The following is a 26,918-nucleotide window of genomic DNA, read 5'->3' on the forward strand; positions in this document are numbered from 1 at the left end:
TCTACTCGGTCCCGATCCGCTCCAGGTCGTAATGGGTGGTCTGGTAGATCTCGTTGATCCAGTTGCCAAACAGGAGATGCGCGTGGCTGCGCCAGCGGTTCTGCGGCGGCAGCGTCACGTCGTTATGCGGAAAGTAGTCGTGTGGCATCTTGATCGGCACGCCCGCATTGACGTCGCGGAAGTACTCCTCCGCCAGCGACGTGGAATCATACTCCACGTGATTGAACATGTAGAGTCGTCGGCCTTTCGCTTCCTCGACGAGGCAGACCCCCATCTCGTCCGATTCCATCAGGATCCTGAGGTCCGGGATCTTGTCGATGTCCTCGCGCCGAACCTCCGTCCAGCGCGACACCGGCACCTGAAAGTCGTCCGAGAAGCCGGTCAGGTAGACGGACGAGGGGCAGAGATTGCGGTGGCGGTAGACCCCGAACGCCTTCTCCTTCAACTCGTGCTTCGGCACGCCATGGAAGTGGTAGATCGCCGCCATTGCGCCCCAGCAGACATTCATCGTCGAATGGACATTGGTGGTTGTCCAGTCGAGGATCTGCTGCATCTCGTCCCAGTAGGTCACGCTCTCGAAGGGCAGCGTCTCTACTGGCGCACCGGTGATGATGAAGCCGTCGAACTTCCGATGCTTCACCTCGTCCCAGGTATCGTAGAAGGAGAGCAGGTGCTCCTCCGACGTGTTCTTCGCCTTGTGGCCACCGATCCTTACCAGCGACAGCTCCACCTGAAGCGGAGTCGCGCCGACGAGGCGCGCCATCTGCAGCTCGGTCTTGATCTTGTTCGGCATGAGGTTGAGGAGCCCGATCTGCAGCGGCCGGATGTCCTGCCGCACCGCAACCGTCTCGGTCATCACCCGCACGCCCTCCTGCACGAGGGTTTCGAAGGCGGGCAGCGTATCGGGGATCTTGATCGGCATCGCACACTCACAAAACAAAAAGCCGGCGGCGACAAATCGCAACCGGCGCGTCAAAGTGAACTTCGCGCGGCCCTTTAGCGACTTGTTTAACGTGGCTGCAAGCCGGCCGGCCAAATCACCACGAAGTGCAGTCTAAATAGGCTCTTCTTCCCCTCAGGTCAATTGCAGCCGCCGATGCCGGGGGGCTACCGTTCCCGCCGGGCCATGAAGGCCAGCCGCTCGAACAGGTGGACGTCCTGCTCGTTCTTCAGCAATGCCCCGTGCAGCCGGGGCAGGATCGTCTTGACGTCGGCACGCAGGTCGGCTGGGTCAATGTCGTCCGAGACCAGCAACCGGATCCAGTCGAGCGCCTCGGAGGTGGACGGCTTCTTGCGCAGGCCCGGCACCTCCCTGATCTGGTAGAACTGCGCCAGAGCGTTTCGAACCAGTTCCTGCTTGATGCCCGGGTAGTGCACCTCGACGATGCGCGCGAGGGTCGCGGCATCCGGAAACCGGATGTAATGGAAGAAACAGCGGCGAAGGAAGGCATCCGGCAGTTCCTTCTCATTGTTCGAGGTGATGATGACGATCGGCCTCTGCTGCGCCTTCACCGTCTCGCCTGTCTCGTAGACATGGAACTCCATCCGGTCGAGTTCCTGCAGGAGGTCGTTCGGAAACTCGATATCCGCCTTGTCGATCTCGTCGATCAGCAGAACGGTCTTCTGCGGCGCGGCAAAGGCCTGCCAGAGCTTCCCCTGCCGGATATAGTTGCGAACGTCATTCACGCGCGCGTCACCGAGTTGGCTGTCGCGCAGGCGCGAGACCGCATCGTATTCGTAAAGGCCTTGCTGCGCCTTGGTGGTCGACTTGACGTTCCATTCGATGAGATCGAGACCGAGCGCCGAGGCGATCTGCCGGGCCAGTTCCGTCTTGCCGGTCCCCGGCTCGCCCTTGACCAGGAGCGGTCGCTCGAGGCGGATGGCGGCGTTGACCGCGACCATCAGGTCGCTATCGGCGATATAGTCGGATGTACCATGAAATTGCATGAGGAGACCTGTAGGGAATTTTTGGCGGCAACCTAAAAGCTCGGCAGAACCGGTGCAAGCCGCTTTCCCTTGCCTGTCGGTCTGGGCTATGGACATCGCCAATGACCAAGTCCACGTTCACGATCCTCCTCGGAGGCGAGCTCACCCTCACAGAACGGCTGCGCGAAGCGCTCGAAGGAAGCCGCTTCATCGCGGCCGACGGCGGCATGCGACATGCCGCAACCCTCAACATCGAGCCCGAGCTCTGGGTCGGTGACTTCGACTCGACGCCGCCGGGACTAATCGCGGCGCAGTCCGGAGTTCCGCGGCAGCCCTACCCCGCTGCAAAAAACGAGACGGACGGAGAGATCGCAACCGCGGAGGCCATCGATCGGGGTGCCGAGCGTCTGGTGCTTGCCGGCGCGCTCGGCGGCGAGCGAAGCGACCATGCCCTGCAGCATGTCTTCCACGCCCTCAGCCTGGCGGAACGCGGGATTGAAGTGCTTCTGACCTCCGGCGCCGAAGAAGCCGTCCCCCTGCTTCCCGGACGCCGCCTTCTGGATCTGCCGGCAGGCTCCCTGTTCTCCGTCATCGGGTTTTCCAAGCTGGAAGGCCTCGACATCCTCAACGCCCGTTATCCGCTCGAAGACTTTTCCTTGCCCTTCGGCTCGTCGCGGACAGTTTCCAATGTGGCCGAGGGTCCGGTTGCCTTCGCGCTTAGGCGCGGGAAGGCAATGATCTTCGCCCGCCCCTACGATCTGACAGGAGCCTGAACCGTGGCACCTCCCATCCTCAAACTCGACGACATCTTCCTGAGCTTCGGGGGCACGCCCCTTCTCGCCGGCGCGGGACTGCAGGTGGAGCCGGGCGACCGCATCTGCCTCGTCGGCCGCAACGGATCCGGCAAGTCAACCCTGATGAAGATCGCGGCCGGTCTGGTCGAGCCGCAGTCCGGGGAGGTATTCCGCCATCCGGGCGCCACCATACGATACCTGGAGCAGGCGCCGGATTTTGGGGATTACCGGACGGTACAGGCCTATGCCGAAGCGGGTCTCGGTCCAGGGGACGATCGCTATCGCGTCACCTACCTCCTGGAGCATCTCGGCCTGAGCGGCGAAGAGGATCCGAACCGGCTGTCGGGAGGCGAGGCCCGGCGGGCGGCGCTCGCCCGCGTCATGGCGCCGGAACCAGACATCCTGATGCTGGACGAGCCGACGAACCATCTCGACCTGCCAACAATCGAATGGCTGGAGGAGGAACTGAGGAAGACGCGGAGCGCCCTCGTCCTCATCTCGCACGACCGACGATTCCTTGAGAAAGTATCGACGGCGACGGTTTGGCTCGATCGCGGCACGTCGCGACGTCTCGATCGCGGATTTTCTCATTTCGAGGCCTGGCGCGACGAGGTCCTGGCGGCAGAGGAACTGGAGCAGCACAAGCTGGGCAAGGCGATCGAGCGCGAGGAGCACTGGCTGCGCTACGGCGTGACGGCCCGGCGCAAGCGCAACATGCGCCGGCTGGGAGAACTGCAGACGATGCGCGCCGCCTATCGCGGTCACAAAGGTCCGCAAGGGTCAGTCCAGGCGGCGGCATCGGAAGGTCGGGAATCCGGAAAGCTGGTGATCGAGGCAGAAGCGATCACCAAGAGTTATGGAGACCGGCTTATCGTCGCGCCCTTCTCCATCCGCGTACACCGGGGCGACAGGATAGGCCTTGTGGGACCCAACGGTGCCGGAAAGACGACGCTATTGAAGATGCTGACGGGGCAGCTCGATCCGGATACGGGAACGGTGCGGCTCGGGACAAATCTCGAAATCGCCACGCTGGACCAGAAGCGGGAGGATCTCGACCCCGAGGACACGCTTTCCCACTACCTCACCGACGGGCGCGGCGAAACGCTTCTCGTCAATGGTGAGCAGCGTCACGTCGCGGGCTATATGAAGGATTTCCTGTTCCAGCCCGAGCAGATCCGCACTCCGATCAAGAACCTTTCCGGCGGCGAGCGGGCACGGTTGATCCTGGCGCGGATCATGGCCAGGCCGTCCAACCTGCTGATCCTCGACGAGCCGACAAACGATCTCGACATCGAGACACTGGATCTGCTGCAGGAGATCGTCGCCGGCTACAACGGCACTGTCATTCTGGTCAGCCACGACCGCGACTTCCTCGACCGGACGGTCACCTCGACCATAGCACCCGCGGATCCGGAAGCGCCGGACGGGCGCTGGATCGAATATGCCGGCGGGTACTCCGACATGCTGGCACAACGCCGCGGCGTCCAGGAGGAAAGGCGGCGTTCCGAACGCCAGGCAAGGGAGAAGACGGAGACGTCGACGCCGGCCGATGAGGCGCCGAAAAACCGCGGCAAGCTGTCCTTCAAGCAGAAGTTCGCGCTGGAAAACCTGCCGAAGGACATCGCCAAGGCTGAGGCCGAGGTTGCCGCCCGGGAGAAGCGAATGGCGGATCCCGACCTTTTCACGAAAGATCCGGCAGCCTTCACCGCGCTCGCATCTGAACTGGAGGCGCTACGCAAGCGGCTCGCAGAGATGGAAGAGGAATGGCTCGAGCTTGAAATGCTGCGCGAGGAGTTGGAGGGGTGACGTTAACCATCTGTTATCCATGAAACGCACTTGAAACCCGTCAACCTGTCACAATGCGGAACAATGACGGCAGGTGGTCGTTCGGGTGGCAGTATCGATGCGGCACGGCCGGGATCGGTACGAAGCGGCACCGAACCATCAGGAGCATCCGATGCTGACAAGTGTAACGAGTGGTTGGCAGACCCCGGTCTCTGAGGAACATCGCGTCCTGATCGTGGAAGACGAGTTTCTCATCGCCTTGGACGTGGCTGATACGGTCGAAGCCATGGGCTTGAAGGTCGCGGGCCTCGCCAATGGCCGCAACCCCGCACTCGCACTCGCCCAGTCTGCCGACATTGCCCTTGTCGATGTCAATCTAGCTGACGGCAAGACTGGACCGTCGATCGGCCGCGAACTTGCCGAGAAATATGGCGTTGCCGTCATCTTCATGACTGCCAATCCTGAAGAGATCGAAGCCGGAAGCTATGGACCGCTCGGGGTGCTGACGAAGCCGGTAATGCCGCATGTGATCGAGCAGACGATCGGCTATATCCTTGCAGGCCGAACGGGAGGTCATGCTGAACTCCCGCGCGAGCTTCGCGTCCTTCAAAGCGCCCACTGACGCTCATTGAGCAACCATGGACGGCGCTTGCCAAGCGCCGGATCGATCGCTACATCTCTGGCCGATCTAACGGGGTGCCACTTCGTGGCTGAGAGGCTCTCGCCAACCCGCAGAACCTGATCCGGTTAACACCGGCGGAGGGATTAGACGGCGTCGATCAGCCCCTCGTCCTTTCTGCCAAAGAGGAGGCATTGATGCGGCTCTCGGCACTTTCGCTTATCATAGCGGCGATGACCGCTTCGACGCCGGCCATGGCTCAGGAGCGCAGCCTGACCGTCTACACCTATGAGAGCTTCACCGCCGAATGGGGGCCGGGGCCAAGGGTCAAGGAAGAGTTCGAGAAATCTTGTGCCTGCCGCGTCAACTTCGTGGCGGTCGCGGATGGCGTCGCACTTCTTTCGCGGTTGAAGCTCGAAGGCGAGAATAACGAGGCCGACGTCGTTCTCGGTCTCGACACCAATCTTGCCGATGAAGCCAAGGCCACTGGCCTGTTCGAAAGGCATGCACTGGATACAAGTCCCATCAGCGTGCCGGGCGGGTACGGGGACGACGTCTTCATCCCCTACGACTACGGACATTTCGCCGTCATTTATGACACTCAATCGATCGCCCCGCCGGCCAGCCTGAAGGAGCTGGTCGAGGGCGACCCTTCGGAAAAGATCGTCATCCAGGATCCGAGAACCTCCACCCCAGGCCTCGGTCTGCTTTTGTGGATGAAGTCGGTTTACGGCGAGGAGGCCGAGGCGGCGTGGGCAAAGCTTCGTCGACGCATCCTGACGGTCACGCCGGGCTGGTCTGAGGCCTATGGATTGTTCACCAAGGGAGAGGTCCCGATGGTTCTCTCCTATACTACTTCCCCTGCCTATCACATGGTGGCCGAGGACATTGATCGGTACCAGGCAGCGCCCTTCTCGGAAGGCCACTATATCCAGATCGAGGTCGCAGGTCTGTTGCGGACATCGGAGAACAAGGACCTGGCGCGCCAGTTTCTCAAATTCATGATGTCGCCGGCCTTCCAGAACATCATACCGACCACCAACTGGATGATGCCGGCCGGCCAGACGAGCGAGCCCTTGCCGGAAGCGTTCGACCGCCTCGTCCAGCCGGAAAAGACCTTCCTCATGGACTCCGCGGACGTGGCGAGAAACCGGCAGGCCTGGATCAATGAGTGGCTGGTGGCGATGAGCGGACGCTAAAGCTCTATGCTGACGAGACGGGAGCAGCAAACTGCAATCGGGGCAGGTATCGTCACCTTCGCAAGCGTCGCTGCCTTCATCGGTCTTGCCACCTATTCCCTCCTTGCCGCGGCGCCAGACGCTGGCGGCAAGGCGCTCTGGACAGCTTACACGGCGCGCGTGCTGCGGTTCACGCTTCTTCAGGCAGGGCTCTCCACTTTGCTGTCTATCGGTCTGGCGATTCCGGTCGCACTGGCGCTGGCGCGGCGGCCGCAACTTCCGGGCAGGCTCTGGATCCTGCGGCTGATGGCGCTGCCGATGGGTCTGCCCGCACTCGTCGCTGCCCTCGGCCTCATTACGATCTGGGGGAGGCAAGGACTGGTCAATTCACTTCTCCTGCGTGGCGGACTCGACGAGCCGGTCACCATCTACGGTCTTGGCGGCATCCTGCTCGCACACGTCTTCTTCAACCTGCCTCTCGCATGCCGCCTGATGGTGGCCTCGCTCGATCGGCTGCCCGGAGAATACTGGATGCTGGCCGCGCAGCTGGGCATGCGGCCCGTTGCCATCTTCCGGTTCGTCGAATGGCCTGTCCTCTTGCGGGTCCTGCCAGGCATAGCCGGTCTAATCTTCATGCTTTGCGCAACCAGCTTCACGCTCGTTCTGGTACTGGGCGGAGGTCCGGCTGCGACAACCCTTGAAGTTGCGATCTACCAGTCACTGCGCTTCGATTTTGATCCTGCCCGTGCAGTTGGACTGTCACTGCTGCAGATCGGGCTGACGGCCATGCTCCTGATCATCCTGTCCCGGCTGCCTGTGACTGATGACCGATTGCCGACCAGCGGCCACCGCGTTCGACGCTTCGACGGCAAAGGAGCCGCGGCGCAGGCATGGGACACTCTGGTCATCGCCGTCGCCACAGCTTTCGTCCTGATGCCACTGCTCGCCGTTCTCCGGGCGGGGATCCAGGCAGACCTCCCGCGCCTCGTGGCGAGCGACGCCTTCCAGCGGGCGCTGGCAACGAGCATGCTGATCGCGCTGTCCTCAGGCCTGCTGGCGGTGATGGCATCGGCCACACTCATCGATGCGCGCCTGGCGATTGCCGACCGAAGGAATGCCAGCGTCCTGCTGCGGGGTTTCTCTGCCATTCTGGATGCCACTTCCTTTCTTGTTCTCCTAGTCCCCCCCGTCGTGCTTGGGACGGGCTGGTTCCTGCTTCTGAGGCTTTCGGGCTCAGCATCGCTATGGGTTGCGTGGATGGTCATTGCAATCAACGCGCTGATGGCAATCCCCTTCGTCATCAGGGTGTTGGAGCCGGCAATGAAGGAGCACCGCGACAGTTCCGTGCGACTGGCAGCAAGTCTGGGAATCGGTGGCTGGCCCCGCGTCTGGCGCATCGACCGACCGGTTCTGACGCGGCCGGCGCTCCTGGCGTTCTCGTTTGCAATGTCGCTCTCCCTTGGAGATCTGGGAGCCGTTGCGCTCTTTGCCTCCAACGACTTCGTAACCCTGCCCTGGCTCCTCTACAGCAGCCTGTCCAGCTATCGTACGCAGGATGCCGATGGTTTGGCGCTTCTGCTTGCCGCGGCATGCCTTCTGCTGACGATCATCGGCACTTCAGGCTGGCGAATGAACGGAAAACATCATGCCCGCTGATGACGATGCGCCGGATATCCGCCTGGACCGCGTTGATTTGACCCTGGGAAACACACGATTCCACCTGGACTGCGACATTCCATCCGGAGCGATCACAGCGGTTGCCGGACCGTCCGGCGCAGGCAAATCTACCCTTCTGAACCTGGTCGCGGGCTTTGAGGTCCCCGACAGCGGTCGCGTCCTCTTTAACGGCCAAGATCTGACGTCCCGGCATCCATCGGAACGACCCGTGTCGCTGATCTTCCAGAACAACAATCTCTTCGGGCACCTGGACGTCTTTACCAACGTGGCGCTCGGGATCAATCCGTCCCTTCGCAGACTGACCCTAGGGGAGAGACAGGCCGTCGTCTCCGCACTCGATCGGGTCGGGCTCAGCGGGATGGACCGCCGGCTGCCACCGACGCTTTCCGGAGGCGAGCAGCAACGCGTGGCGTTTGCCCGCGCTCTTGTTCGCGAGAAACCGGTCCTGCTGATGGATGAACCCTTCGCAGCGCTTGATCCGGGGCTGCGGCAGACCATGGCAAGCCTTCTATCGGAACTGCACCGAGAAACGAAGAGCACGATCATCCTGGTGACGCACGACCGGGAGGAACTGCGACGCCTTGCGACCCATGTGATCTTCATGGAGGGCGGGAATGTGCTCGTGAACGCTCCGGTAGAAGATTTTCTCCGGCGACGCGACATCCCCGCCGTCGTTCAATTCCTCGCCAGCTGAAGCCTGTGCCACAATTTGGTCGTGGCACGGTGGCATCGCAGCAACAGCGTCTTTCTGCTTTGGCCGCCACAGGCTATCTGAACAAGAAGCACTATATTGGCTGAAGGAAAATCGCTAAGCCGGCGACAGGAGCGGCCGGCCTTGTTTACGGTGGGGCATACCCGATGGATGATCGGGAAGCGGGTCTGGATAATGACGAAGCCGAAATTGCTGACGATGATGCGTGAAGGGACGACGCCCCGCCGAGCCGGTACTGCGCGTGCGGCGAGGCATCTCGCTCTTCTGCTCGCAGGGGCTACCGCGCTCTCCGGCTGCCAGTCGATCCTCGACCAGGCCTACCAGCCGAATGTCGCCCCCTCGGAAAATCCGCAGATTGTCGATGAGGTCCAGAAGAACGACCCGCGGGCGCAGATGGGTGCGCGGGAACATCCACGGATTGTCGCGAGCTATGGCGGAGAATATCACGATGCGAAAACGGAGAAGTTGGTCGCCCGCATCGCCGGAGCGCTGACTGCCGTCTCGGAAAACCCCTCGCAGTCCTATCGCATCACCATCCTGAACTCCCCTGCGATCAATGCGTTCGCCCTCCCGGGCGGCTATCTTTACGTGACGCGCGGACTGCTCGCACTCGCCAATGATGCCTCGGAAGTGGCGGCCGTTCTTTCTCACGAAATGGCTCACGTGACCGCCAATCACGGAATCGAGCGTCAGAAGCGTGAGGAAGCGGAGGTGATTGCCAGCCGCGTGGTGGCGGAAGTTCTGTCCAGCGACCTGGCGGGCAAGCAGGCGCTGGCACGCGGGAAACTTCGCCTCGCGGCCTTTTCGCGGCAGCAGGAGTTGCAAGCCGATGTCATCGGTGTCCGGATGCTGGGGGAAGCGGGTTATGACCCTTACGCTGCACCCCGGTTCCTCGACTCCATGGCGGCCTATGCGCGCTTCTCTTCGGTCGATCCGGACAGCGATCAGAGCCTGGACTTCCTGTCGAGCCACCCGAATGCGCCGCAGCGCGTCGACCTCGCCCGTCGTCACGCTCGCGCACAAGGCATGGAAGGCACCGTCGGCGACCGCGGCCGGGACTACTATCTCGCGGGAATCGACGGGCTTCTCTTCGGTGACAGCCCGGAAGAGGGCTTCGTTCGCGGACAGACATTCCTGCACGGGAGCCTCGGCATACGCTTTGAGGTGCCGAAGGATTTCCAGATCGACAACAAGGTGGATGCCGTCCTTGCGACCGGCCCCGGCGAGACCGCGATCCGTTTCGATGGCGTCGACGCCGGTGAAACGACCAGCCTGACCAACTACCTCACCAGCGGCTGGGTCGCCGGTCTCAAGCCGGAAACGGTGCGGATGGCCAGCGTTAACGGACTTCCGGCAGCCACGGCCCGCGCTTCGGCGGAGCGTTGGGATTTTGACGTCACCGTCATACGGATCGATGACCAGATCTTTCGCTTCCTCACCGCCGTTCCGAAGGGTAGCCCGGCACTGGAAACGGTTTCCACCGTGCTGAAGTCAAGCTTCAGGAAGATGACGCCCCAGGAAATTGCCTCCCTCAAACCATTGCGTGTGAGGGTGGTAACTGCAGGCCCACAGGATACGCTTGCGACCATGGCGGCGCGAATGATGGGAACCAACCGGAAGCTGGACCTTTTCCGGGTGATCAACGCGCTCCCGGCTGGCACTGCAGTCTCGCCGGGTCAGCGGTTCAAGATCGTTGCGGAATAATCCCTTGGCAGCTTAGCAGGCTGCCATCTGGGGGTTCGCGGAGACCAGCGCCGACTTCAGCTTTTCCATGGCGCGGCTTTCGATTTGACGCACTCGTTCCTTGGAAATGCCGAGTTCAGCACCAAGCGCCTCAAGCGTCGCTCCCTCGTCCGTCAGCCGGCGAGCCCGGATGATCTTCTTCTCGCGGTCATTCAGCTTGGTGAGAGCTCCGTGTAGCCAGCGCATGCGCCGCTCCCCGTCAATCAGGCCGGAGACTTGTTCGTCGGGAAGGGGCTCGCCGCTTGCGAGCATGTCCAGCCGCTCGCCGCTGTCTGCATCGCCGGCTATGGAAGGTGCTTGAAGTGAGGCGTCATTGCCCGACAGACGGGCGTCCATGGTCTGAACGTCCGCGACACTTACGCCAAGTGCAGCAGCAATTTCCTCGTGGATAGCCCGCGATGTAAGGTTGCTGTCGCCCCGCGCGAGCTTCGCACGCAGCCGGCGAAGGTTGAAGAACAGCGCCTTTTGGGCCGAGCTCGTTCCACCGCGGACGATTGACCAGTTGCGAAGGATGTAATCCTGCATCGAGGCGCGAATCCACCAGCTGGCATAGGTAGAGAACCGGACATCGCGGGCCGGTTCGAAGCGGGCTGCCGCCTCCAGAAGCCCGACATAACCTTCCTGAACGAGATCACTCATCGGCAGGCCGAAGCCGCGGAATTTGGATGCCATGGCGATAACGAGCCGCATATGGGCAAGAGCGATCTGATTGCGGGCATCCTGGTCCTGGTCATCCTTCCACCGGACCGCGAGACTGCGCTCCTCGTCTCTGGCCAGATAGGGAGCTGACATTGCAATCTTAATCATATTGCGGTCGGCAGACATGGCTTTCATCGTGTCTTCTCCGTGACGTTGGCTGGCTTCGACAAGAATGACAGTCAGATGGTGCCGCGGCCGCCGCCACGATTTACCCACTCCGCCTTCCTCGTCCCCTCTTCGTTCCCAAGGGGCCTTGCCATCTCGCGGCTGGCCCCTATTTCCTGTTTTGAGGAGCGGTTCTTGAAGCGTCTGCAGACGCCACAATTGTCGCCGTTCCGGCGGGTTAACGTCCTGCGCGAGAAAAAGTTCCAATAAAAAACCCGGCGCAATGGCCGGGTTTTTTACAGCTGCGATGCAGCCGAAGCTTATGCGGCTTCGTCCTGGGACTCTTCTTCCTCAACGACCTTGCCGCGCTTCGGGCCCTTGGCGAGGTTTACCTCGACCAGACGTACGGCTTCCGTGTCGGACATCTTGTTGACCGCTGCAATCTCCCGCGCCATCCGATCGAGGGCAGCTTCGTAGAGTTGGCGCTCAGAATAGGATTGTTCCGGCTGGTTTTCCGCACGGTAAAGGTCCCGAACAACCTCCGCGATGGAGATAAGGTCGCCGGAGTTGATCTTGGCGTCATACTCCTGGGCGCGGCGCGACCACATGGTGCGCTTTACGCGGGCCTTGCCCTGGACCACCTTGAGCGCGCGCTCGACAAAGTCGGTCTCGGAGAGCTTGCGCATGCCGATGCTGACGGCCTTAGCCACTGGCACCTTGAGCCGCATCTTGTCCTTCTCGAAATCGATCACGAAAAGCTCGAGCTTCATGCCCGCCACTTCCTGCTCTTCGATGGCGGTAATCATACCTACGCCATGTGCCGGGTAAACGATCGCTTCACCGGTCTTGAAGCCCTGGCGTGCCGAAGATTTTTTCTGCTGGGTCGTCATACGTTTCACAAACTCCCTGTTACGCACCCGGTGTACGACCGGGGCCGGGTCAGGCAGGCCCGGATGAGACGGGGGAAACCGTCGGGTCACTCGATACTGGTCCGACCAACGTGCGCGAAAAGAACCTCCTCCGCGATAAACGACGACAAACACATTAGGGGAATGTCACGGAAACCGCGTCGGATGATCTGTAACTTTCGTGATGTTTTTTGGGCACACTTGTGCCGCTTGTGGAACAGTAATCCCTGTCTACCACAAAAAAGTGCGGAAATCAATTATTTGCTTTTATGCGCGCCATGACGGCACGCTGACCTAGCTGCACAAATGGAAGGCACACCCACTGCGCAGCACCAGCTTCAGTCGCCCTTTCCAGGCTCCGGCGAGAAATACTGATCGAACTTGCCAGGAACTCCATCCATTTCCTTGGCCTCTGGCATCGGCTCGCGCTTCACCGTGATGTTGGGCCAGATCTGGGCGTATTCGGCATTCACCTTCAGCCACTTATCCAGACCCGGCTCGGTGTCGGGTTTGATGGCCTCAGCCGGGCATTCCGGTTCGCAGACGCCGCAATCGATGCATTCATCCGGATGAATGACAAGGAAGTTCTCGCCCTCATAGAAACAGTCGACGGGGCAAACCTCCACGCAATCGGTATATTTGCAGCGAACACAGTTGTCAGTCACCACGTAGGTCATGCAGCACTCCAGAATTGCGGTCTGGCGGGCTCGGCCTCGGGAGATTGGCCGCTCGCCGGCACAGACGAGAGGCCATCGCGGCCTTTGCGGCCACCCCGGCGCAACCCCTGCGCGTCGGTCTGTGAGGTAAGACCTTTCCCGACGCTTAGCAAGGATAAACCTTCTCCGGAAAGGGATCAGGGAGGAGCATTATTCTCCTTGGTGTGCGGCCGCTCGCGCAATGCCGATACGCCCGATACTCACGGTCGAGGACGCCTCTGGGCGCGCTCGAAAGGCGTCAGCGGCCTCTGTGGGCCGAGGGTCTCGGAAATGTCGGAATAGAGGAGCCGCGCCTCCGCGAACGGCCCGCGACGATCGCCGCCGTCGCGAACGAGCAGCAGGACGTCGCGCCGCTCCAGCGCAAGCCCGACCCTGTCTCCGGGACGAACGAGGCAGCCAGGCTGGACAACCGTTTCGCCGTTCAGGGTCACTGCGCCTGCGGCGATCAGCGACTGGGCGAGCGAGCGCGACTTCACCATGCGCGCAAAGAAGAGCCACTTGTCGATACGCTGGCGCGAACCTTCCCGCGGGCCTTCTTCGTCCATGGCAGCCTACTTCTTCATCTGTTCCTTCAGCGCGGCCAGCTTGGCGAAGGGTGAATCCGGGTCCACCGGCTTCTCCTTGCGTGGCGGCTTCGCCTCAAACCGTGCGGGCTGCGGCCCTTTGCCGCGGTCGGGGCGCTCACCCCGCTCAGGGCGGTTACCGCGGCCAGGCTTGCCATCCGGACGACGATTGGAGCGTCCCGGCCCCTTGGCCTCCCGCTCACCCTGTCCGCGGCCCTCGCCACGCTGCTCATCGCGGCCGTGACGACGTTCTCCCTGTTGCGGGCGGCCTGGACGCTGGTTCTCGTTGCGTCCCGCTGGACGCCATAGCAGTACAGGCTTCGGAGCCTCGGGCTCGGCTGCAGCAGCCGCTTCGCCTTCGTTAGCCTCGGCAGCGGCGGCTTCAGGCTCCGCCACGGCACCCTCGACCGGCGCTTCGGTGACTGGTTCATTACCGGGAGACGCGCTTTCATCGGCAGCATCCTCGGTCTTTTCAGCAGTTTCCGCCTGCGCCTCTGCCGTAGCTTCCGATGCCGGAGCGGGATCCTGTGCCGCCAGGAACGATGCCGCCTCTTCTGCGGTCACGGTATCGGCGCGATAGCCGAGACCCTTGAGGATTTCCTCCATGTCGTCGGGAGTGGCTCCCAGGATGGAGAGCATCGATGTTGTCGTCATGAAGCGGCGCCCGTCATAGGCGCCCTCTGGACGGGGCGATGAGCCGGGCTTCCACTGCAGGAGCGGACGAATGAGATCCGCCAGACGCTCCAGAATGTCCACGCGCACCGCACGCTTGCCGAGGAAGCGGAAGCCGGCGAGCTTGTAGAAGGTGCGCTCAAAGCCTGGATCGGCAACAACGGACGTCCGGCCGGCGGCCAGTGCCGGAATGAGTTCGCCGTAACCCGGCTTGTCCAGACCATCGTTCTTGAGCGCCCAGAGCAGGGTAATGAGTTCTGCCGGGGCTGGCTTCAGGAGCGCCGGCATGAAGATGTGATACGCGCCGAAGCGGATGCCGTAGCGGCGCATGGAAGCGCGCGCGTCCTGGTCGAGCGACTTCACGTCGTCCGCGACATCGCGGCGGAACATGACACCGAGGTTTTCAACCAGTTGGAACGCCAGTCCCTTGGCAAGGCCTTGGAGGTCTTCAGCACGGGAGAGATCATCGAGAGGCTTAAGCACAGTCGCGATATGATGGTTCACGAACCGCTCGATTCGAGCGAGGACATGATCGCGTGCATTGCCCGTCAGTTGCTCATCGGAAAGCAGGATGACGCGCGGCCGCATCACATGGTCGCTCGCCGCAAGGCGCGCAACCGGATCACCCAGCCAGCGGACGAAGCCATCCGAGCCGATCGCAAGATCGCTGTTGCCGGACGCGAAAAGGCGTGCCGCCCGCGCCTCGAACTCGAGCGCCAGAGCCTTCTGTGCCGCCGCCTGGACAGCCCTCGCATCGGGACCTTCAGCGCCCGATACCGGCGTAAACCGGAATCCGGCCAACTGCCCGACGTGATGTCCTTCTACGAAGACATCGCCATTCACACTGATTTCTGCTTCCAGCATCGAATTCTCTCTCAGGCGCCTCATGAGCACAGATGTCCTGCGGTCAACAAAGCGTTTCGTCAACCGTTCATGTAGCGCGTCCGACAGCCTGTCCTCAATTTCCCTGGTCTTTTCTTGCCAGTGTGTCGGATCAGTCAGCCAGCCCGGGCGGTTCGAGACGTAAGTCCACGTGCGGATCTGTGCGATCCGCGCCGACAAGGTATCGATTTCACCATCCGTGCGGTCAGCGCGCTTGACCTGCTCGGCCATGAATTCCTCATTAACGGTTCCGCGACGCACAAGATCGAAGAAAAGAGTCGAAATGAGGTCCGCATGCTGCGCCGGCGCAATTCGACGGTAGTCCGGGAGCGCGCAAGCCTCCCACAGCTTTTCGACCCGCGCCGGCGTGGTGGAGATATCCACGATCTCGGGATAGCGGCAGAGGTGCTCCAGAGCCCGGCTGTCGGTGGCGGGCAGGGCGCGGGTAAGGCCAGGAACAGTGGGAGCCACTTCCAGGCTTTCGCGCAGATCCCGGAGCGACGAGAAGTCGAGCGCCTTCGACCGCCACTGCAGGACTTTGACCTCTTGGAACTCATGACTCTCGATCCGCTCGACAAGCTCATCGTCGAGCGGCGGGACCTGACCTGTTACGCCGAACGTGCCATCGCGGAGATGGCGGCCGGCACGGCCGGCTATCTGGCCCATCTCACCGGGCGTGAGATGCCTGAACTGAAAACCGTCGAACTTGCGGTCCTGAGCGAAGGCAACATGATCGACATCCAGATTGAGGCCCATGCCGATGGCGTCGGTCGCCACCAGATATTCGACATCACCTTCCTGGTAGAGCCCGACCTGGGCGTTGCGGGTGCGGGGGCTGAGCGCGCCAAGAACGACCGCGGCGCCACCCCGCTGACGGCGTATGAGTTCGGCAATCGCGTAAACCTCATCGGCCGAGAACGCCACGATGGCCGAACGTTGCGGGAGCCGGGTGATCTTTTTCTGGCCCGCATAGAAAAGTTGCGACATCCGTGGCCGCTCGACGATGGTAATGCCGGGCAGGATGCGTTCCAGGATCGGCCGCATCGTGCCGGCACCGAGAAGCAGCGTCTCCTCGCGACCTCGCAGATGCAGGATGCGATCGGTGAAGATGTGTCCGCGCTCGAGATCGGCAGCCAGCTGCACCTCATCGATCGCGACGAATGCAGCGTTTGTTTCCCGCGGCATCGCTTCGACAGTACAGACAGAAAACCGGGCATTCGGCGGGCTGATCTTTTCCTCGCCGGTCACCAGGGCGACCGCGTTCGTCCCGACCTTCTCCACCACGCGGGTGTAGACTTCGCGGGCGAGAAGTCTCAGCGGCAGACCGATCACGCCGCTGCCGTGGGCCACCATCCGCTCGATCGCATAGTGGGTCTTGCCGGTATTGGTGGGGCCGAGGACGGCGGTAACACCGCGGCCGCTGAGGATCATGGGATGGAAATTCAAATCCGTATCCGTACATGGTGAGTGCCGGAGCACGCGTCACCAGCGCCCCAGACATGGCAATCGCGAGCCGGCATGGCAAGACGCCAGCGTGCCGGTCCCGCTGTTTTGCAAGGTCGTCATGAACAAAGCGGAACAAATTGGCGACGAATCGCTGACCCGCTCGGATGCTGTTTTGTTCTCACGCGGCCTATGGCCGTGTGAGCATTCCTCGCGCCGGTCCTGGAACAAATTGCTTTCCCGCCCATTGATGCCGCGGAACAAAACGGTAGAAGATGCGTTTGTTCCCGCATCCTGAATGTTGGATCGGAGAATAGCATGCTCGGTACGGTGTTGCTGGTAATCCTGATACTGCTCCTGATTGGCGCTTTGCCGAATTGGGGTTACAGCCGCGGCTGGGGCTACGGACCGTCAGGAGGTCTCGGGCTCATCCTGGTCATCGTCATAATCCTCCTGCTCATGGGCAGGATCTAGTAAAGCGTCGTCAAATCGGGAAGGAAAAATCATGAAGAAGATCTTGCTCGCCGCCGCCCTCATCGGCTCTCTCGCATCCTGCACGTCCACGGAACGCGGCACGGCCATCGGTGCCGGTACGGGCGCTGTTGTCGGCGGCCTTGCAACGAACAGCTGGGGTGGCGCAGCGGTCGGCGCGGTCGCCGGCGGTGCTGTCGGCGCGCTGGTGGGCGCATCACAGGAGCGTTCGGGCTACTGCGTCTATCGGGATCGCTACGGCCGGACCTACGAAGCACGCTGCCGCTAACTGGCACCTTCTGGAACAAGAAAGCGGCGCCGGTAACCCCGGCGCCGCTTTTCGTTTTGTCTTCCGAATGGAGATCAGGCGAAGTACTGCCCCCCATTCACGGTCAGGGTCGATCCCGTGATGAAACCTGCGTCGTCTGATGCAAGGAAGACCACGCAACGGGCAATTTCCTCTGGTTCGCCCAGTCGGCCCACCGGAATCTGCGGGATGATCCGCTCGTTCAGAACCTTTTCCGGTACCGCTTTTACCATGTCAGTCCCGATATAGCCTGGGCAGATGGCGTTGACGGTGATGTTCTTGGCCGCCCCTTCCTGCGCGAGCGCCTTCGTGAAGCCGAGATCGCCGGCCTTCGCGGCGGAATAGTTGACCTGGCCCATCTGCCCCTTCTGGCCGTTGATGGACGAGATGTTGATGATGCGGCCGAACCCGCGATCACGCATGCCGCCCCAGACCTGGTGGGTCATGTTAAAGAGGCCAGTGAGGTTCGTGCCGATGACCTCATTCCACTGTTCGGGCGTCATCTTGTGGAACATCCCGTCGCGGGTAATCCCTGCATTGTTGACGAGGACTTCGACCGGACCGATCTCAGCCTCGATGCGGGCGACACCGTCTGCACATTCCTGATAGTTGGAGACGTCCCATTTGAAGACGGGGATGCCGGTCTCTTCCCCGAAGGCCTTCGCCTTCTCCTCGTTTCCCGCAAAACTGGCGGCGACGCGAAATCCGGCGGCGGCAAGCGCGACCGATATGGCTGCTCCTATCCCGCGCGTCCCCCCCGTAACCAATGCAACCCTACTCATGCAGCTCTCCTCCGTTGCACCTTCAAGCAGCCCTCGCGAGCTCGCGCAGACTTAATCAGGCCGGCCGCCGCATCGGTTGCGGCAACGTCGCCCGTCACATCGCCTCCAGGCACATGGCAACACCCATGCCGCCTCCGATGCACAGCGTGGCCAAGCCCTTGCGTGCGCCACGCCGCTTCATCTCGAACACAAGCGTATTGAGAATGCGCGCACCCGAGGCGCCGATCGGATGACCGATCGCGATGGCGCCGCCGTTGACATTGACGATGGCCGTATCCCAGCCGAGTTCCTTGTTGACGGCACAGGCCTGGGCAGCGAAAGCCTCGTTCGCCTCGACCAGATCCAGGTCCTGCGGCTTCCACCCTGCCTTCTCCAGCGCCCTCCTGGAGGAGGGAATGGGTCCCGTCCCCATGATCTGCGGATCGACGCCGGCCGTCGCCCAGGAGACGATCCGCACGAGCGGCTGGATCCCTCTGCGGCTCGCCTCCTCTTCCGTCATCAGGACGGCAGCGGCGGCACCATCATTGATACCGGAGGCATTGCCGGCGGTCACCGTGCCCTCCTTGTCGAAGGCCGGTCGAAGCTTCGCCATGTTGTCGAGGGTTGCTCCGGCGCGGATATATTCGTCCGTATCGACCGTAACATCGCCCTTGCGCCCCTTCACCACGAAGGGAACGATCTCATCCTTGAACCGCCCGGCAGCCTGGGCGGCCTCCGCCTTGTTCTGCGACTGGACGGCGAACTGGTCCTGCTCGTCGCGCGACAACTGCCACTGACGGGCGACGTTCTCGGCCGTGATCCCCATGTGATAGCCATAGAAGGCGTCCGTCAGGCCGTCCTTTATCATCGTGTCGATCATCTTCATGTCGCCCATCTTCACGCCGTTGCGCAGATGGGCGCAGTGCGGCGCCATCGACATGGATTCCTGCCCACCGGCGACGACGATCCTGGCATCTCCGAGAGCGATCTGCTGCATGCCGAGCGCGACGGCGCGAAGACCGGAGCCGCAGAGCTGGTTGACGCCCCAGGCGGTCGCCTCCTGGGGGATGCCTGCCTTAATGGCAGCCTGGCGTGCGGGGTTCTGGCCCTCGCCTGCAGGCAGTACCTGACCGAGAATGACTTCGTCGACCTCGGCGGCATCGACCTTGGCGCGATCGAGAGCGCCATTAATCGCGGCGGCTCCCAGTTCATGCGCCGGCACGTTCGCGAACGCGCCGTTGAACGAGCCGACGGCGGTGCGGGCAGCCGAGGCGATTACGATGGAAGGGTTGGTCACGGACGTCTCCTCGTCATTTCCATTTTGCTGAAACAGTGACAAAGCTTCGGTACGAAGTCAAACAGGCTTACCTGCAACTTTGATCGGATGAAGAGTTGACGTTTGACAGCTTGTTTTTGCGCAGCAAACCGCCTCCCCGCGGCGCACAAAAACACGTTGTCAGGCTGCTTCGTTTGGGCTTACATTTGCCCGGGGAGAGCTCTTCCGGCAGGGAGCTTGGACGGAGCGAGGAGATGAGAATGGCCAAGACCGAAGGCGACACCGTCATCAAGAAATACGCCAACCGGCGTCTCTACAATACCGGCACCAGCACCTACGTGACGCTGGAAGACCTCGCGAAGATGGTCAAGAAGGGCGAGGAGTTCACCGTCCAGGACGCCAAGACGGGAGAGGATATCACCCACTCGGTGCTGACCCAGATCATCTTCGAGCAGGAGTCCAAGACGGGCAACACCCTGTTGCCGATCTCCTTCCTGCGCCAGTTGATCTCCTACTATGGTGACCAGATGCAGATGGTCGTACCGACATTCCTCGAGCACTCGATGCAGGCCTTCACCGATCAGCAGGCGCAGATGCGCGAACAGATGACGCGTGCCTTGGGGGAAAGCCCGCTTACCAAGAACCTCCAGGCACCAATGCAACTGATGGAAGAGCAGGTTCGGCGGAATACGGAGATGTTCCGCCAGGCGATGCAGATGTTCTCGCCCTTCGGCAGCGATGCGGCAGGGAGCGCTTCCAAAAAATCCGAATCTAAGGATCTGGAGGAACTGAAGGAGCAACTTCGGAACCTGCAGAGCAGACTGGACAAGCTCTGATCCTGCGAAAAACGCATCTTTCGCGCAACGAAAAAAGGCCGGATTGACCGGCCTCTTTTACGAAAAGATCGGGAAGAAAACGCTTATGCGCTTTCCTTCGGCGTCAGAACCTGGCGACCGCGATACATGCCGGTCTTGAGGTCGATGTGATGCGGGCGGCGAAGCTCGCCGGAATTCTTGTCTTCGACATAGGTCGAGGCCTTCAGCGCGTCGGCCGAACGGCGCATACCGCGTTTCGACGGGCTTGTTTTTCTCTTCGGTACAGCCATTCTCGCTACTCCACTTCGTGCAAGGCATGTCGTCGGCCGGAACTCTAGCCGAACTGGACATCCCTCAATCTCGGAAATTGGGCCGGCTTATACATGCTGATCGCCAGCTTGACCAGTCCCTGTCGCAAAATTTCCGTCAAGCGTCTCAAGCTTCGTCTTCCGGAACGATCCAGGTCTCCTCTAGAGCGCCTTCGCACCATCGGATCCAGGCAGGATGAGACTTCACCGCCTCCATGTAGGCCAGCACCTCCGCGTCTCGCACCAGGTCATAGACGTCGAAACGATTGACCACCGGTGCAAACATCGCGTCCGCTGCCGAAAACGGCCCGAAAAGATAGGGCCCGCCCGACTTCTCGCAGCATTCCTTCCAGATCGCCGAGATCCGTTCGACATCCTCCATGACGCCGTCGGGAAGAGAAATTCTTCGTTTCTCGCGGCGGATGTTCATCGGGCAGGCGCCGCGCAGCGCCCTGAAGCCCGAGAGCATCTCTGCCGAGATCGATCGCGCCACGGCCCGGTCATCGCGCCGGGCCGGCCACAGAGCCCGGTCCGGAAACAGCTCGGCCGCATACTCTATGATGGCGAGCGACTCCCATATCCGCAGCGGTCCATGATGAAGGACCGGAACGCGTCCCGTTGGCGAAATGTCGCGAAACAGAGGGTTTCCGGCAGGGAAGTCGAACGGGATCAGATGCTCCCTGAAGGGGACACCGGCCGCCGTCAGGGCGATCCATGGCCGAAACGACCAGGAGGAATAGTTCTTGTTTCCGATATAAAGGGTAAGCTCTTCCATGGGGGTCCTCCGTGCGGCCCACAAAGCCTAGCGGCCATCAGCAGCCGCGACCAATGAAAAGCCTGAACCTCATCCATAAATGCAGGTGATGTAATCGCCTGCATTCCGCGCCCGCCGCTCCACGACCCCCGCGATGCGCCGCATGCCGGGGCCGGGCTTGCCGGCAACTCGGGTGATCGGGTTGGGGAGTGCTGCCGCGAGCAGTGCAGCCTGCCCGCGCGTCAGCTTGCTTGCCGGCACGCCGAAATGATGTTGCGCGGCAGCCTCCGCTCCGTAGATGCCTGGGCCCCATTCCGCCACGTTGAGGTAGATCTCCATCGTCCTCGGCTTCGACCAGACGAAGTCGGCGGCGATCGCCAGCGGCATCTCCAGAGCCTTGCGAATGAAGGAGCGGCCATTCCACAAGAACAGGTTCTTGACGGTTTGCATGGGGATGGTGCTCGCACCGCGGGTTGTCTCGCCTTCGAGCGCCTCCTGCACGACCGCCTTCATCTCTCCCCAGTCCACACCGCCATGGCGGCAGAACTGCCCATCCTCCGACATCATCACCGAGCGGACGAGATTGGGGGAAATGTCATCCAGGCTGACCCACCTGCGATCGTAGCCCTTCAGGGTCACGAGATCCGCCAGCATGAGCGTGGAGACGGGATGCACGACCGGCGACGCATAGGCAAGAATGAGCACGTAGGGGACCGCCAATGCCACCAGTCCGATCAGGACAAGTCGGCGTAGAAAACGAGCGAGCGAGAGCTCTCTGCTACGATGCAAGCCTTCGCCTCCCTCTCCTGCCTGTTGCTCGGATCTCACAGCTGATTTCACCTCTTCATTCGGCCGCTTCTTAACGTTTGGTGCGGTCAAAGACCAGCAAATTGACCGATTGGCGTTTGCGGTGCCAAAGCCGAAGTTGAAGTCCGTCACGACCCGTGCCAAACAACCGAAATGACAATATCGACCGTTTCGTTTGAACAGCATCTGGGCGAGAGTGCCAAGCGGACGGAGGCCCTTCTCGCCTCCCTGCTCTCCGGCAACTGCCTGCCTGACGAGATCTCGCGCCCAGCGCCGCTGCTGGCGGCGATGCGGCATGGCACCCTCGATGGCGGCAAGCGGCTGCGGCCATTCCTCGTGCAGGAGAGCTCGGCGCTTCTTGGAGGCGACCCACAGGTCGCGGCGCGGGTAGGCTGTGCGCTGGAATGCGTGCATTGCTACTCGCTGATCCACGACGACCTGCCCTCGATGGACAATGACGACACGCGGCGCGGCAGGCCAACGGTCCACAGGGCCTTCGACGAAGCCTCCGCGATCCTGGCAGGGGACAGCCTGCTGACCTACGCCTTCGACATCATAGCCGCGCCGGAAACGAGGCTTGCCGACAGACAGAAGATCCAGCTCGTGCTGTCTCTGTCGCGGGCATCCGGCATGGGCGGCATGGCCGGTGGCCAGTCACTTGATCTGGCTGCCGAGAATTCGGCTCCCGACGAAGCCGAGATACAGACCCTGCAGGCCATGAAGACGGGTGCACTGTTGCGCTTTGCCTGCGAAGCGGGTGCCATCATCGCCGGCGCGGATATGGAAGATCGCCAGCGCCTCCGGACCTTCGGGCAGAAGATCGGGCTTGCTTACCAACTCGCGGACGACCTTCTTGACCTGAAGGCCGATGCGGCGACCATGGGCAAGGCAACCGGCAAGGACGCTGCCCGGGGCAAGGCAACGCTCGTGGCCTTGAAAGGTGCCGATTGGGCCGAGGAACGCCTCTCGGCCCTGACGGAGGAGGCTATCGGGCTGCTTGCCTATTTCGGCTCCCGGGCGACCACGCTGCAGCAGACGGCGCGGTTCATCGCAGAGCGCAAGAGCTGAGGACGGGAGAATGGGGACGTGATCGCCTATCTCCCGCAGATCTGGCCAGCTTATGTCGCCTATCTCGTTTCCCTCCTTAGTCCAGGCCCCGCAGTCTTCACCATCATCGGAACGGCCATCGCGCAAGGCAGAAAAGCGGGCCTGATAACCGCGCTCGGGATCAGTCTCGGCTCCGCCACATGGGCCATTTCCGCTGCCATGGGCATGGCGGCCCTGCTTCGCCACTATGCACTTGCCCTCGAGATCCTGAAGATCGCAGGCGGCCTCTATCTTCTCTATCTCGGCTGGAAGGCATTTCGGGCGGCAAGCCTGAAGGATGAGGACCTGCCTTCGCTGGTGCGGGGTTCAGATCGCAGTTCGCGTCAACTCTTCCTGCGCGGCTACGCCATCCACGTGACCAATCCGAAGGCGATCTTCGCCTGGCTGGCCATCATTTCACTTGGGCTACCCCAGGGCGCGCCCGGCACCGCGATCGCCGTCATCATCGGCGGATGCCTAGCCTCGGGCCTGCTGATCTTCACCGGCTACGCGATCCTGTTCTCGACCCCGCAGGCGCTACGCGTCTACAGGGCCGCCCGCCGTTGGATCGAGGGCGCAATGTCTGCCGTCTACTGCTTTGCCGGACTGAAGCTCCTGACGAGCCGCCTGTGAGGCTCGCCAGGAGCTTTCCTCAGCGGGTGATCGGCGCGATCAGCACTTCAACGCGGCGGTTCTGTGCCCGCCCTTCCGGCGTAGCATTCGAGGCTACCGGCTGCGACGGGCCGAAACCGAGGGTTGATATGCGGCGCTGGTCGACACCACGGCTTCCGAGGTAGTTGGCAACCGAAGCGGCACGCCGCTCGGACAGGCCCTGGTTGTGCGCAAGGCTGCCGGTCGAATCCGTATGGCCGTTGACGTCGATCAGAGTCCGGTTGAACTTGTTCAGCACGATCGCCACCGAATCCAGTGTCGGATAGAAGGGAGGGATCACCTGGTCCTGGTCGGTCGCGAAGGTAACGTTGGACGGCATGTTGAGAACGATGCGATCGCCCATACGGGTCACGGAAACCCCGGTACCCTGCAATTGCGCACGCAGTTCCGCCTCCTGCTGATCCATATAGTTGCCGATGGCCCCGCCGGCGAGACCGCCCACTGCGGCGCCGATCAGCGCACCTTTCCCGTCACCGCCGACCGCAAGCCCGGTTAGGGCACCGAGACCGGCCCCGATGGCGGCTCCACCGGCAGTATTGGAAACCTTCTGCTGACCTGTATAGGGATCAGTCGTGGTGCAGGCGGAAAGGTAGGTCGCGGCAAGCGCGACGAATGCAAGCTTCTTGATCATGCGAATCGAAGTCCCCGTCGTCTGTGGTGAAAGGTCATTTACCACAGATTGCGGCGATTACGGGACAGACGCTTGTCATTCAGCAGCGGATCGCTGACCGAACCGCTGCTCGATATAATCGATCACCAGTTTTTCGAAATCGGCGGCGATGTCCGGCCCGCGCAGGGTCAGTGCCTTCCGGCCGTCGATGAACACCGGAGCGGCGGGAGTTTCCCCAGTGCCAGGCAGGGAAATACCGATGTCGGCATGTTTGCTTTCGCCCGGACCGTTGACGATGCAACCCATCACCGCAACGTTGAGCGCCTCGACACCCGGATATTTCTCCCGCCAGACGGGCATGTTCTTACGGATATCTTCCTGGATGCGCTGGGCGAGCTCCTGGAACACGGTCGATGTGGTGCGGCCGCAGCCGGGGCAAGCGGCCACCACTGGGATGAACTGGCGGAAGCCCATGACCTGAAGCAGTTCCTGCGCGACCTGCACCTCGCGGGTACGGTCACCGTTCGGCTCCGGCGTCAACGAAACGCGGATCGTGTCGCCGATCCCGTGCTGCAGGACATAGCCCATGGCCGCCGACGAGGCGACGATACCCTTGGAGCCCATACCCGCCTCGGTAAGCCCAAGGTGAAGCGCATGGTTCGAGCGTTCCGCCAGCATGGAATAGACGGCAATCAGGTCCTGTACCTGGCTGACCTTCGCCGAGAGAATGATGCGGTTGCGTGGCAGGCCGATGTTCTCGGCGAGTTCGGCCGAGATCAGCGCCGATTGCACGATCGCCTCGTGCATGACCTGGCGCGCGGACATGGGCGAGCCTTCCGCGGCGTTCCGGTCCATCAACGTTGTCAGGAGATCCTGGTCGAGTGAGCCCCAGTTGACCCCGATGCGGACCGGCTTGTCGTAGCGGATCGCCATCTCGATGATGTCGGCGAACTGCTTGTCCTTTTTGTCCTTGAACCCGACATTGCCGGGATTGATCCGATACTTGGCAAGTGCCTCCGCACAGGCGGGATGATCGGCCAGAAGCTTGTGGCCGATATAGTGGAAGTCTCCCACCAGCGGCACGTCCATGCCGAGACGCAGCAGGCGCTCCCGGATCTTCGGCACGGCTGCGGCGCTCTCGTCGCGATCGACGGTGATGCGCACGATCTCCGACCCTGCCGCATGGAGTGCAGCAACCTGCGCCACGGTCGCATCAATGTCGGCCGTGTCGGTATTTGTCATCGACTGGACGACGACGGGAGCACCACCGCCGACAATCACACCGCCGACATCGACTGCCACGGTCGCCCGGCGTGGCTTCGGATCATATTCAAGCGGTGTGGACATAAAGCTCTCGCGTCTGAAAACCTACCCTTCAGGTGGAGGATGCCCTTGCCAATGTCAACCTTGCGGCATTGTCCACCGATGCGGCTCTTGCGATTTCAGTCGTGACGCACGCCGTCTGCATGGCGCGCCAGCGGCGACAACATCAATACGACCAGGTGCAGCACAGAGAGCGCGGCGAATATCATGGCAAGCCCGCTGTACTCGGCGATGAACCCGATGGCCGACGGCGCAAGAAGGATGCCCGAATACCCCATGGTGGTGACGACGGAAAGGCCGACGCCCGGCCGCAATCCGGGAAGGTTTCCGGCCGCCGAGAAGACGATCGGCACGAGGTTGGAAATCCCGATGCCCGCGAGCGCAAATCCGAGGATGGCGGTATCGGCGCTCGGAGCCAGTCCGGCAAGCAGCAGGCCTGTGACGGAAATCACGGCACAGACTCGCAGCGTCCGCACGGCTCCGAACCTGTCCCGGACGAGATCTCCCGCGAACCGCATAATCGCCATGGTCAGCGAGAAGGCCGCAAACGCGAATCCGGAGGCGGTGACGGAGGAGCCCAGTTCCTGGCGAAGGTAGAGCGCACTCCAGTCGATTACGGCTCCTTCCGGGATCATGCAGAAGAGGGCCATCAGGCCGAGCAACCAGGGCAGCGCCGTTCTCGGCAACCGCAACCGCTCATGCACCTCTTCCGGATGTGGAGCGTCCCGCAAGACCATGGGCCAGGCAAAGGCCAGCATCAGCGCAGCAGCAATCGTGACGAGGACCACATGGCCGGAAACCCCCATCCGTTCGATCAGGAAGCCACCTGTGGCGGCCCCGAGAAGGCCCCCCAGGCTCCAGAATGCATGGCAGGACGACATGATGGCCCGGCGCATGTGCTTCTCGACCGCAACGGCATTGGCGTTCATCGCCACATCCATCGCACCAATCAGGCCGCCAAAGAGAAAGATGGCGACCGCTCCCGACCAGATGCTACCGACCCAGGTCAGGAACAGAAGCGTCGGCACGGCAAGCAGTGCGGTGACCCGGGATACGGTGCTGGAACCAAAGCGAGCAATCTGGGCGCCGGCTATCGGCATCATTACCAGCGAGCCAAGTCCGAAGACGAGGATCATGACACCCAGCGCGCTCTCCGTCAGGCCCAGCCGGCTCGCAAATTCCGGGATCTTCGGCGCCCAGGCACCCACGAAAAAGCCGTTCATCAGGAACAGCAGCGCGACGCCTGCCCGCTCCCGCGTAACGTATGCCTGCCGCACACCAGCCGTCCTGCTTTGGGGCATGTCTA

General features: G+C 62.0%; 27 protein-coding genes and 2 riboswitches. Of the genes, 12 read left to right on the forward strand and 15 right to left on the reverse strand.

From position 1 onward, the window contains the following. Position 1: 1 nt before the first annotated feature. On the reverse strand, positions 2-922 hold the full coding sequence (gene metA, locus FN060_RS01060) for a homoserine O-acetyltransferase MetA (RefSeq protein WP_142586497.1): 921 nt from the start codon (positions 920-922) through the stop codon (positions 2-4). A gap of 54 nt (positions 923-976) precedes the next feature. Further along, positions 977-1,054: riboswitch (SAM riboswitch) on the reverse strand. Between the two features lie 53 nt (positions 1,055-1,107). Continuing rightward, positions 1,108-1,947, reverse strand: coding sequence for an AAA family ATPase (locus FN060_RS01065; protein WP_142586498.1), 840 nt, complete (start codon positions 1,945-1,947; stop codon positions 1,108-1,110). A 101-nt stretch (positions 1,948-2,048) separates the two neighbouring features. Between FN060_RS01065 and FN060_RS01070 the strand changes: the two genes are divergently transcribed. The 7 genes from FN060_RS01070 to FN060_RS01100 all read left to right on the forward strand — a co-directional run bounded on the left by FN060_RS01070 (position 2,049) and on the right by FN060_RS01100 (position 10,395). After that, positions 2,049-2,699 carry a thiamine diphosphokinase gene (locus FN060_RS01070; RefSeq protein WP_142586499.1) on the forward strand — a complete coding sequence of 217 codons (651 nt, stop codon included), beginning with the start codon at positions 2,049-2,051 and terminating at the stop codon, positions 2,697-2,699. Between the two features lie 3 nt (positions 2,700-2,702). Then, a complete protein-coding gene (locus FN060_RS01075) occupies positions 2,703-4,526 on the forward strand; it encodes an ABC-F family ATP-binding cassette domain-containing protein (RefSeq protein WP_142586500.1) in 1,824 nt (607 codons plus the stop codon). A gap of 151 nt (positions 4,527-4,677) precedes the next feature. Continuing rightward, positions 4,678-5,127: a response regulator gene (locus tag FN060_RS01080; RefSeq protein ID WP_142586501.1), complete on the forward strand. Its 450-nt coding sequence runs from the start codon at positions 4,678-4,680 to the stop codon at positions 5,125-5,127. A gap of 60 nt (positions 5,128-5,187) precedes the next feature. Then, positions 5,188-5,287: riboswitch (TPP riboswitch) on the forward strand. Positions 5,288-5,321: 34 nt separating this feature from the next. Further along, positions 5,322-6,323 (forward strand): thiamine ABC transporter substrate binding subunit, encoded by a 1,002-nt coding sequence (thiB, locus tag FN060_RS01085; RefSeq protein WP_142586502.1) that lies wholly within the window; start codon positions 5,322-5,324, stop codon positions 6,321-6,323. 6 nt (positions 6,324-6,329) lie between these two features. Beyond that, positions 6,330-7,958, forward strand: coding sequence for a thiamine/thiamine pyrophosphate ABC transporter permease (thiP, locus tag FN060_RS01090; RefSeq protein WP_142586503.1), 1,629 nt, complete (start codon positions 6,330-6,332; stop codon positions 7,956-7,958). Beyond that, positions 7,948-8,673 carry a thiamine ABC transporter ATP-binding protein gene (locus FN060_RS01095; protein ID WP_142586504.1) on the forward strand — a complete coding sequence of 242 codons (726 nt, stop codon included), beginning with the start codon at positions 7,948-7,950 and terminating at the stop codon, positions 8,671-8,673. The genes thiP and FN060_RS01095 overlap by 11 nt, the downstream gene beginning before the upstream one ends. A 219-nt stretch (positions 8,674-8,892) precedes the next feature. Beyond that, positions 8,893-10,395, forward strand: coding sequence for a M48 family metalloprotease (locus FN060_RS01100; protein WP_483314342.1), 1,503 nt, complete (start codon positions 8,893-8,895; stop codon positions 10,393-10,395). 12 nt (positions 10,396-10,407) lie between these two features. On the opposite strand, the gene FN060_RS01105 is transcribed toward FN060_RS01100, so the two are convergent. The 5 genes from FN060_RS01105 to FN060_RS01125 all read right to left on the reverse strand — a co-directional run bounded on the left by FN060_RS01105 (position 10,408) and on the right by FN060_RS01125 (position 16,410). Further along, positions 10,408-11,268 (reverse strand): RNA polymerase factor sigma-32, encoded by an 861-nt coding sequence (locus FN060_RS01105; RefSeq protein ID WP_142586505.1) that lies wholly within the window; start codon positions 11,266-11,268, stop codon positions 10,408-10,410. A gap of 290 nt (positions 11,269-11,558) precedes the next feature. Then, positions 11,559-12,128 (reverse strand): CarD family transcriptional regulator, encoded by a 570-nt coding sequence (locus FN060_RS01110; protein ID WP_077549260.1) that lies wholly within the window; start codon positions 12,126-12,128, stop codon positions 11,559-11,561. Between the two features lie 356 nt (positions 12,129-12,484). Next, positions 12,485-12,823 carry a ferredoxin FdxA gene (gene fdxA, locus FN060_RS01115; protein ID WP_052640530.1) on the reverse strand — a complete coding sequence of 113 codons (339 nt, stop codon included), beginning with the start codon at positions 12,821-12,823 and terminating at the stop codon, positions 12,485-12,487. A gap of 239 nt (positions 12,824-13,062) precedes the next feature. Then, positions 13,063-13,407, reverse strand: coding sequence for an RNA-binding S4 domain-containing protein (locus FN060_RS01120; RefSeq protein WP_142586506.1), 345 nt, complete (start codon positions 13,405-13,407; stop codon positions 13,063-13,065). Between the two features lie 6 nt (positions 13,408-13,413). Next, complete coding sequence (locus FN060_RS01125) at positions 13,414-16,410, reverse strand: helicase-related protein (protein WP_142586752.1); 2,997 nt, start codon at positions 16,408-16,410, stop codon at positions 13,414-13,416. Positions 16,411-16,740: 330 nt separating this feature from the next. Here FN060_RS01125 and FN060_RS01130 point away from each other — a divergent pair, with 330 nt between their 5' ends. Then, positions 16,741-16,896: a DUF3309 family protein gene (locus tag FN060_RS01130; protein WP_065814554.1), complete on the forward strand. Its 156-nt coding sequence runs from the start codon at positions 16,741-16,743 to the stop codon at positions 16,894-16,896. A 28-nt stretch (positions 16,897-16,924) separates the two neighbouring features. Beyond that, complete coding sequence (locus tag FN060_RS01135; protein WP_172972469.1) at positions 16,925-17,182, forward strand: YMGG-like glycine zipper-containing protein; 258 nt, start codon at positions 16,925-16,927, stop codon at positions 17,180-17,182. A gap of 74 nt (positions 17,183-17,256) precedes the next feature. On the opposite strand, the gene phbB is transcribed toward FN060_RS01135, so the two are convergent. After that, the gene (phbB, locus tag FN060_RS01140) at positions 17,257-17,982 is read right to left on the reverse strand and encodes a beta-ketoacyl-ACP reductase (RefSeq protein WP_142586507.1); all 726 of its coding nucleotides are present in this window, start codon (positions 17,980-17,982) and stop codon (positions 17,257-17,259) included. Between the two features lie 94 nt (positions 17,983-18,076). Continuing rightward, on the reverse strand, positions 18,077-19,258 hold the full coding sequence (locus tag FN060_RS01145) for an acetyl-CoA C-acetyltransferase (RefSeq protein WP_142586508.1): 1,182 nt from the start codon (positions 19,256-19,258) through the stop codon (positions 18,077-18,079). 239 nt (positions 19,259-19,497) lie between these two features. Here FN060_RS01145 and phaR point away from each other — a divergent pair, with 239 nt between their 5' ends. Next, entirely contained in the window at positions 19,498-20,073 is a 576-nt protein-coding gene (gene phaR / locus FN060_RS01150) for a polyhydroxyalkanoate synthesis repressor PhaR (protein WP_142586509.1), read from the forward strand. An 83-nt stretch (positions 20,074-20,156) separates the two neighbouring features. Here the strand turns inward: phaR and rpmF are convergent, their stop codons facing one another. The 3 genes from rpmF to mtgA all read right to left on the reverse strand — a co-directional run bounded on the left by rpmF (position 20,157) and on the right by mtgA (position 21,903). Further along, positions 20,157-20,342: a 50S ribosomal protein L32 gene (gene rpmF, locus FN060_RS01155; protein ID WP_006724402.1), complete on the reverse strand. Its 186-nt coding sequence runs from the start codon at positions 20,340-20,342 to the stop codon at positions 20,157-20,159. Between the two features lie 145 nt (positions 20,343-20,487). Then, positions 20,488-21,135 carry a glutathione S-transferase family protein gene (locus FN060_RS01160; protein WP_142586510.1) on the reverse strand — a complete coding sequence of 216 codons (648 nt, stop codon included), beginning with the start codon at positions 21,133-21,135 and terminating at the stop codon, positions 20,488-20,490. A 69-nt stretch (positions 21,136-21,204) separates the two neighbouring features. Further along, the gene (gene mtgA, locus FN060_RS01165) at positions 21,205-21,903 is read right to left on the reverse strand and encodes a monofunctional biosynthetic peptidoglycan transglycosylase (protein WP_244665646.1); all 699 of its coding nucleotides are present in this window, start codon (positions 21,901-21,903) and stop codon (positions 21,205-21,207) included. 171 nt (positions 21,904-22,074) lie between these two features. Between mtgA and FN060_RS01170 the strand changes: the two genes are divergently transcribed. Both FN060_RS01170 and FN060_RS01175 read left to right on the forward strand, forming a co-directional pair. After that, positions 22,075-22,989, forward strand: coding sequence for a polyprenyl synthetase family protein (locus FN060_RS01170; protein ID WP_142586512.1), 915 nt, complete (start codon positions 22,075-22,077; stop codon positions 22,987-22,989). A gap of 18 nt (positions 22,990-23,007) precedes the next feature. After that, positions 23,008-23,640 carry a LysE family translocator gene (locus FN060_RS01175; RefSeq protein WP_142586513.1) on the forward strand — a complete coding sequence of 211 codons (633 nt, stop codon included), beginning with the start codon at positions 23,008-23,010 and terminating at the stop codon, positions 23,638-23,640. 19 nt (positions 23,641-23,659) lie between these two features. Here the strand turns inward: FN060_RS01175 and FN060_RS01180 are convergent, their stop codons facing one another. The 3 genes from FN060_RS01180 to FN060_RS01190 all read right to left on the reverse strand — a co-directional run bounded on the left by FN060_RS01180 (position 23,660) and on the right by FN060_RS01190 (position 26,913). Next, positions 23,660-24,310 (reverse strand): YiaD family glycine zipper/OmpA-like lipoprotein, encoded by a 651-nt coding sequence (locus FN060_RS01180; protein ID WP_052640548.1) that lies wholly within the window; start codon positions 24,308-24,310, stop codon positions 23,660-23,662. A gap of 75 nt (positions 24,311-24,385) precedes the next feature. Further along, positions 24,386-25,636: a flavodoxin-dependent (E)-4-hydroxy-3-methylbut-2-enyl-diphosphate synthase gene (ispG, locus tag FN060_RS01185; RefSeq protein WP_142586514.1), complete on the reverse strand. Its 1,251-nt coding sequence runs from the start codon at positions 25,634-25,636 to the stop codon at positions 24,386-24,388. Between the two features lie 95 nt (positions 25,637-25,731). After that, positions 25,732-26,913 carry an MFS transporter gene (locus FN060_RS01190; RefSeq protein WP_142586515.1) on the reverse strand — a complete coding sequence of 394 codons (1,182 nt, stop codon included), beginning with the start codon at positions 26,911-26,913 and terminating at the stop codon, positions 25,732-25,734. Positions 26,914-26,918: the final 5 nt, after the last annotated feature.

Source organism: Pseudorhizobium halotolerans, from assembly GCF_902153235.2.
Lineage (GTDB): Bacteria > Pseudomonadota > Alphaproteobacteria > Rhizobiales > Rhizobiaceae > Neorhizobium > Neorhizobium flavum.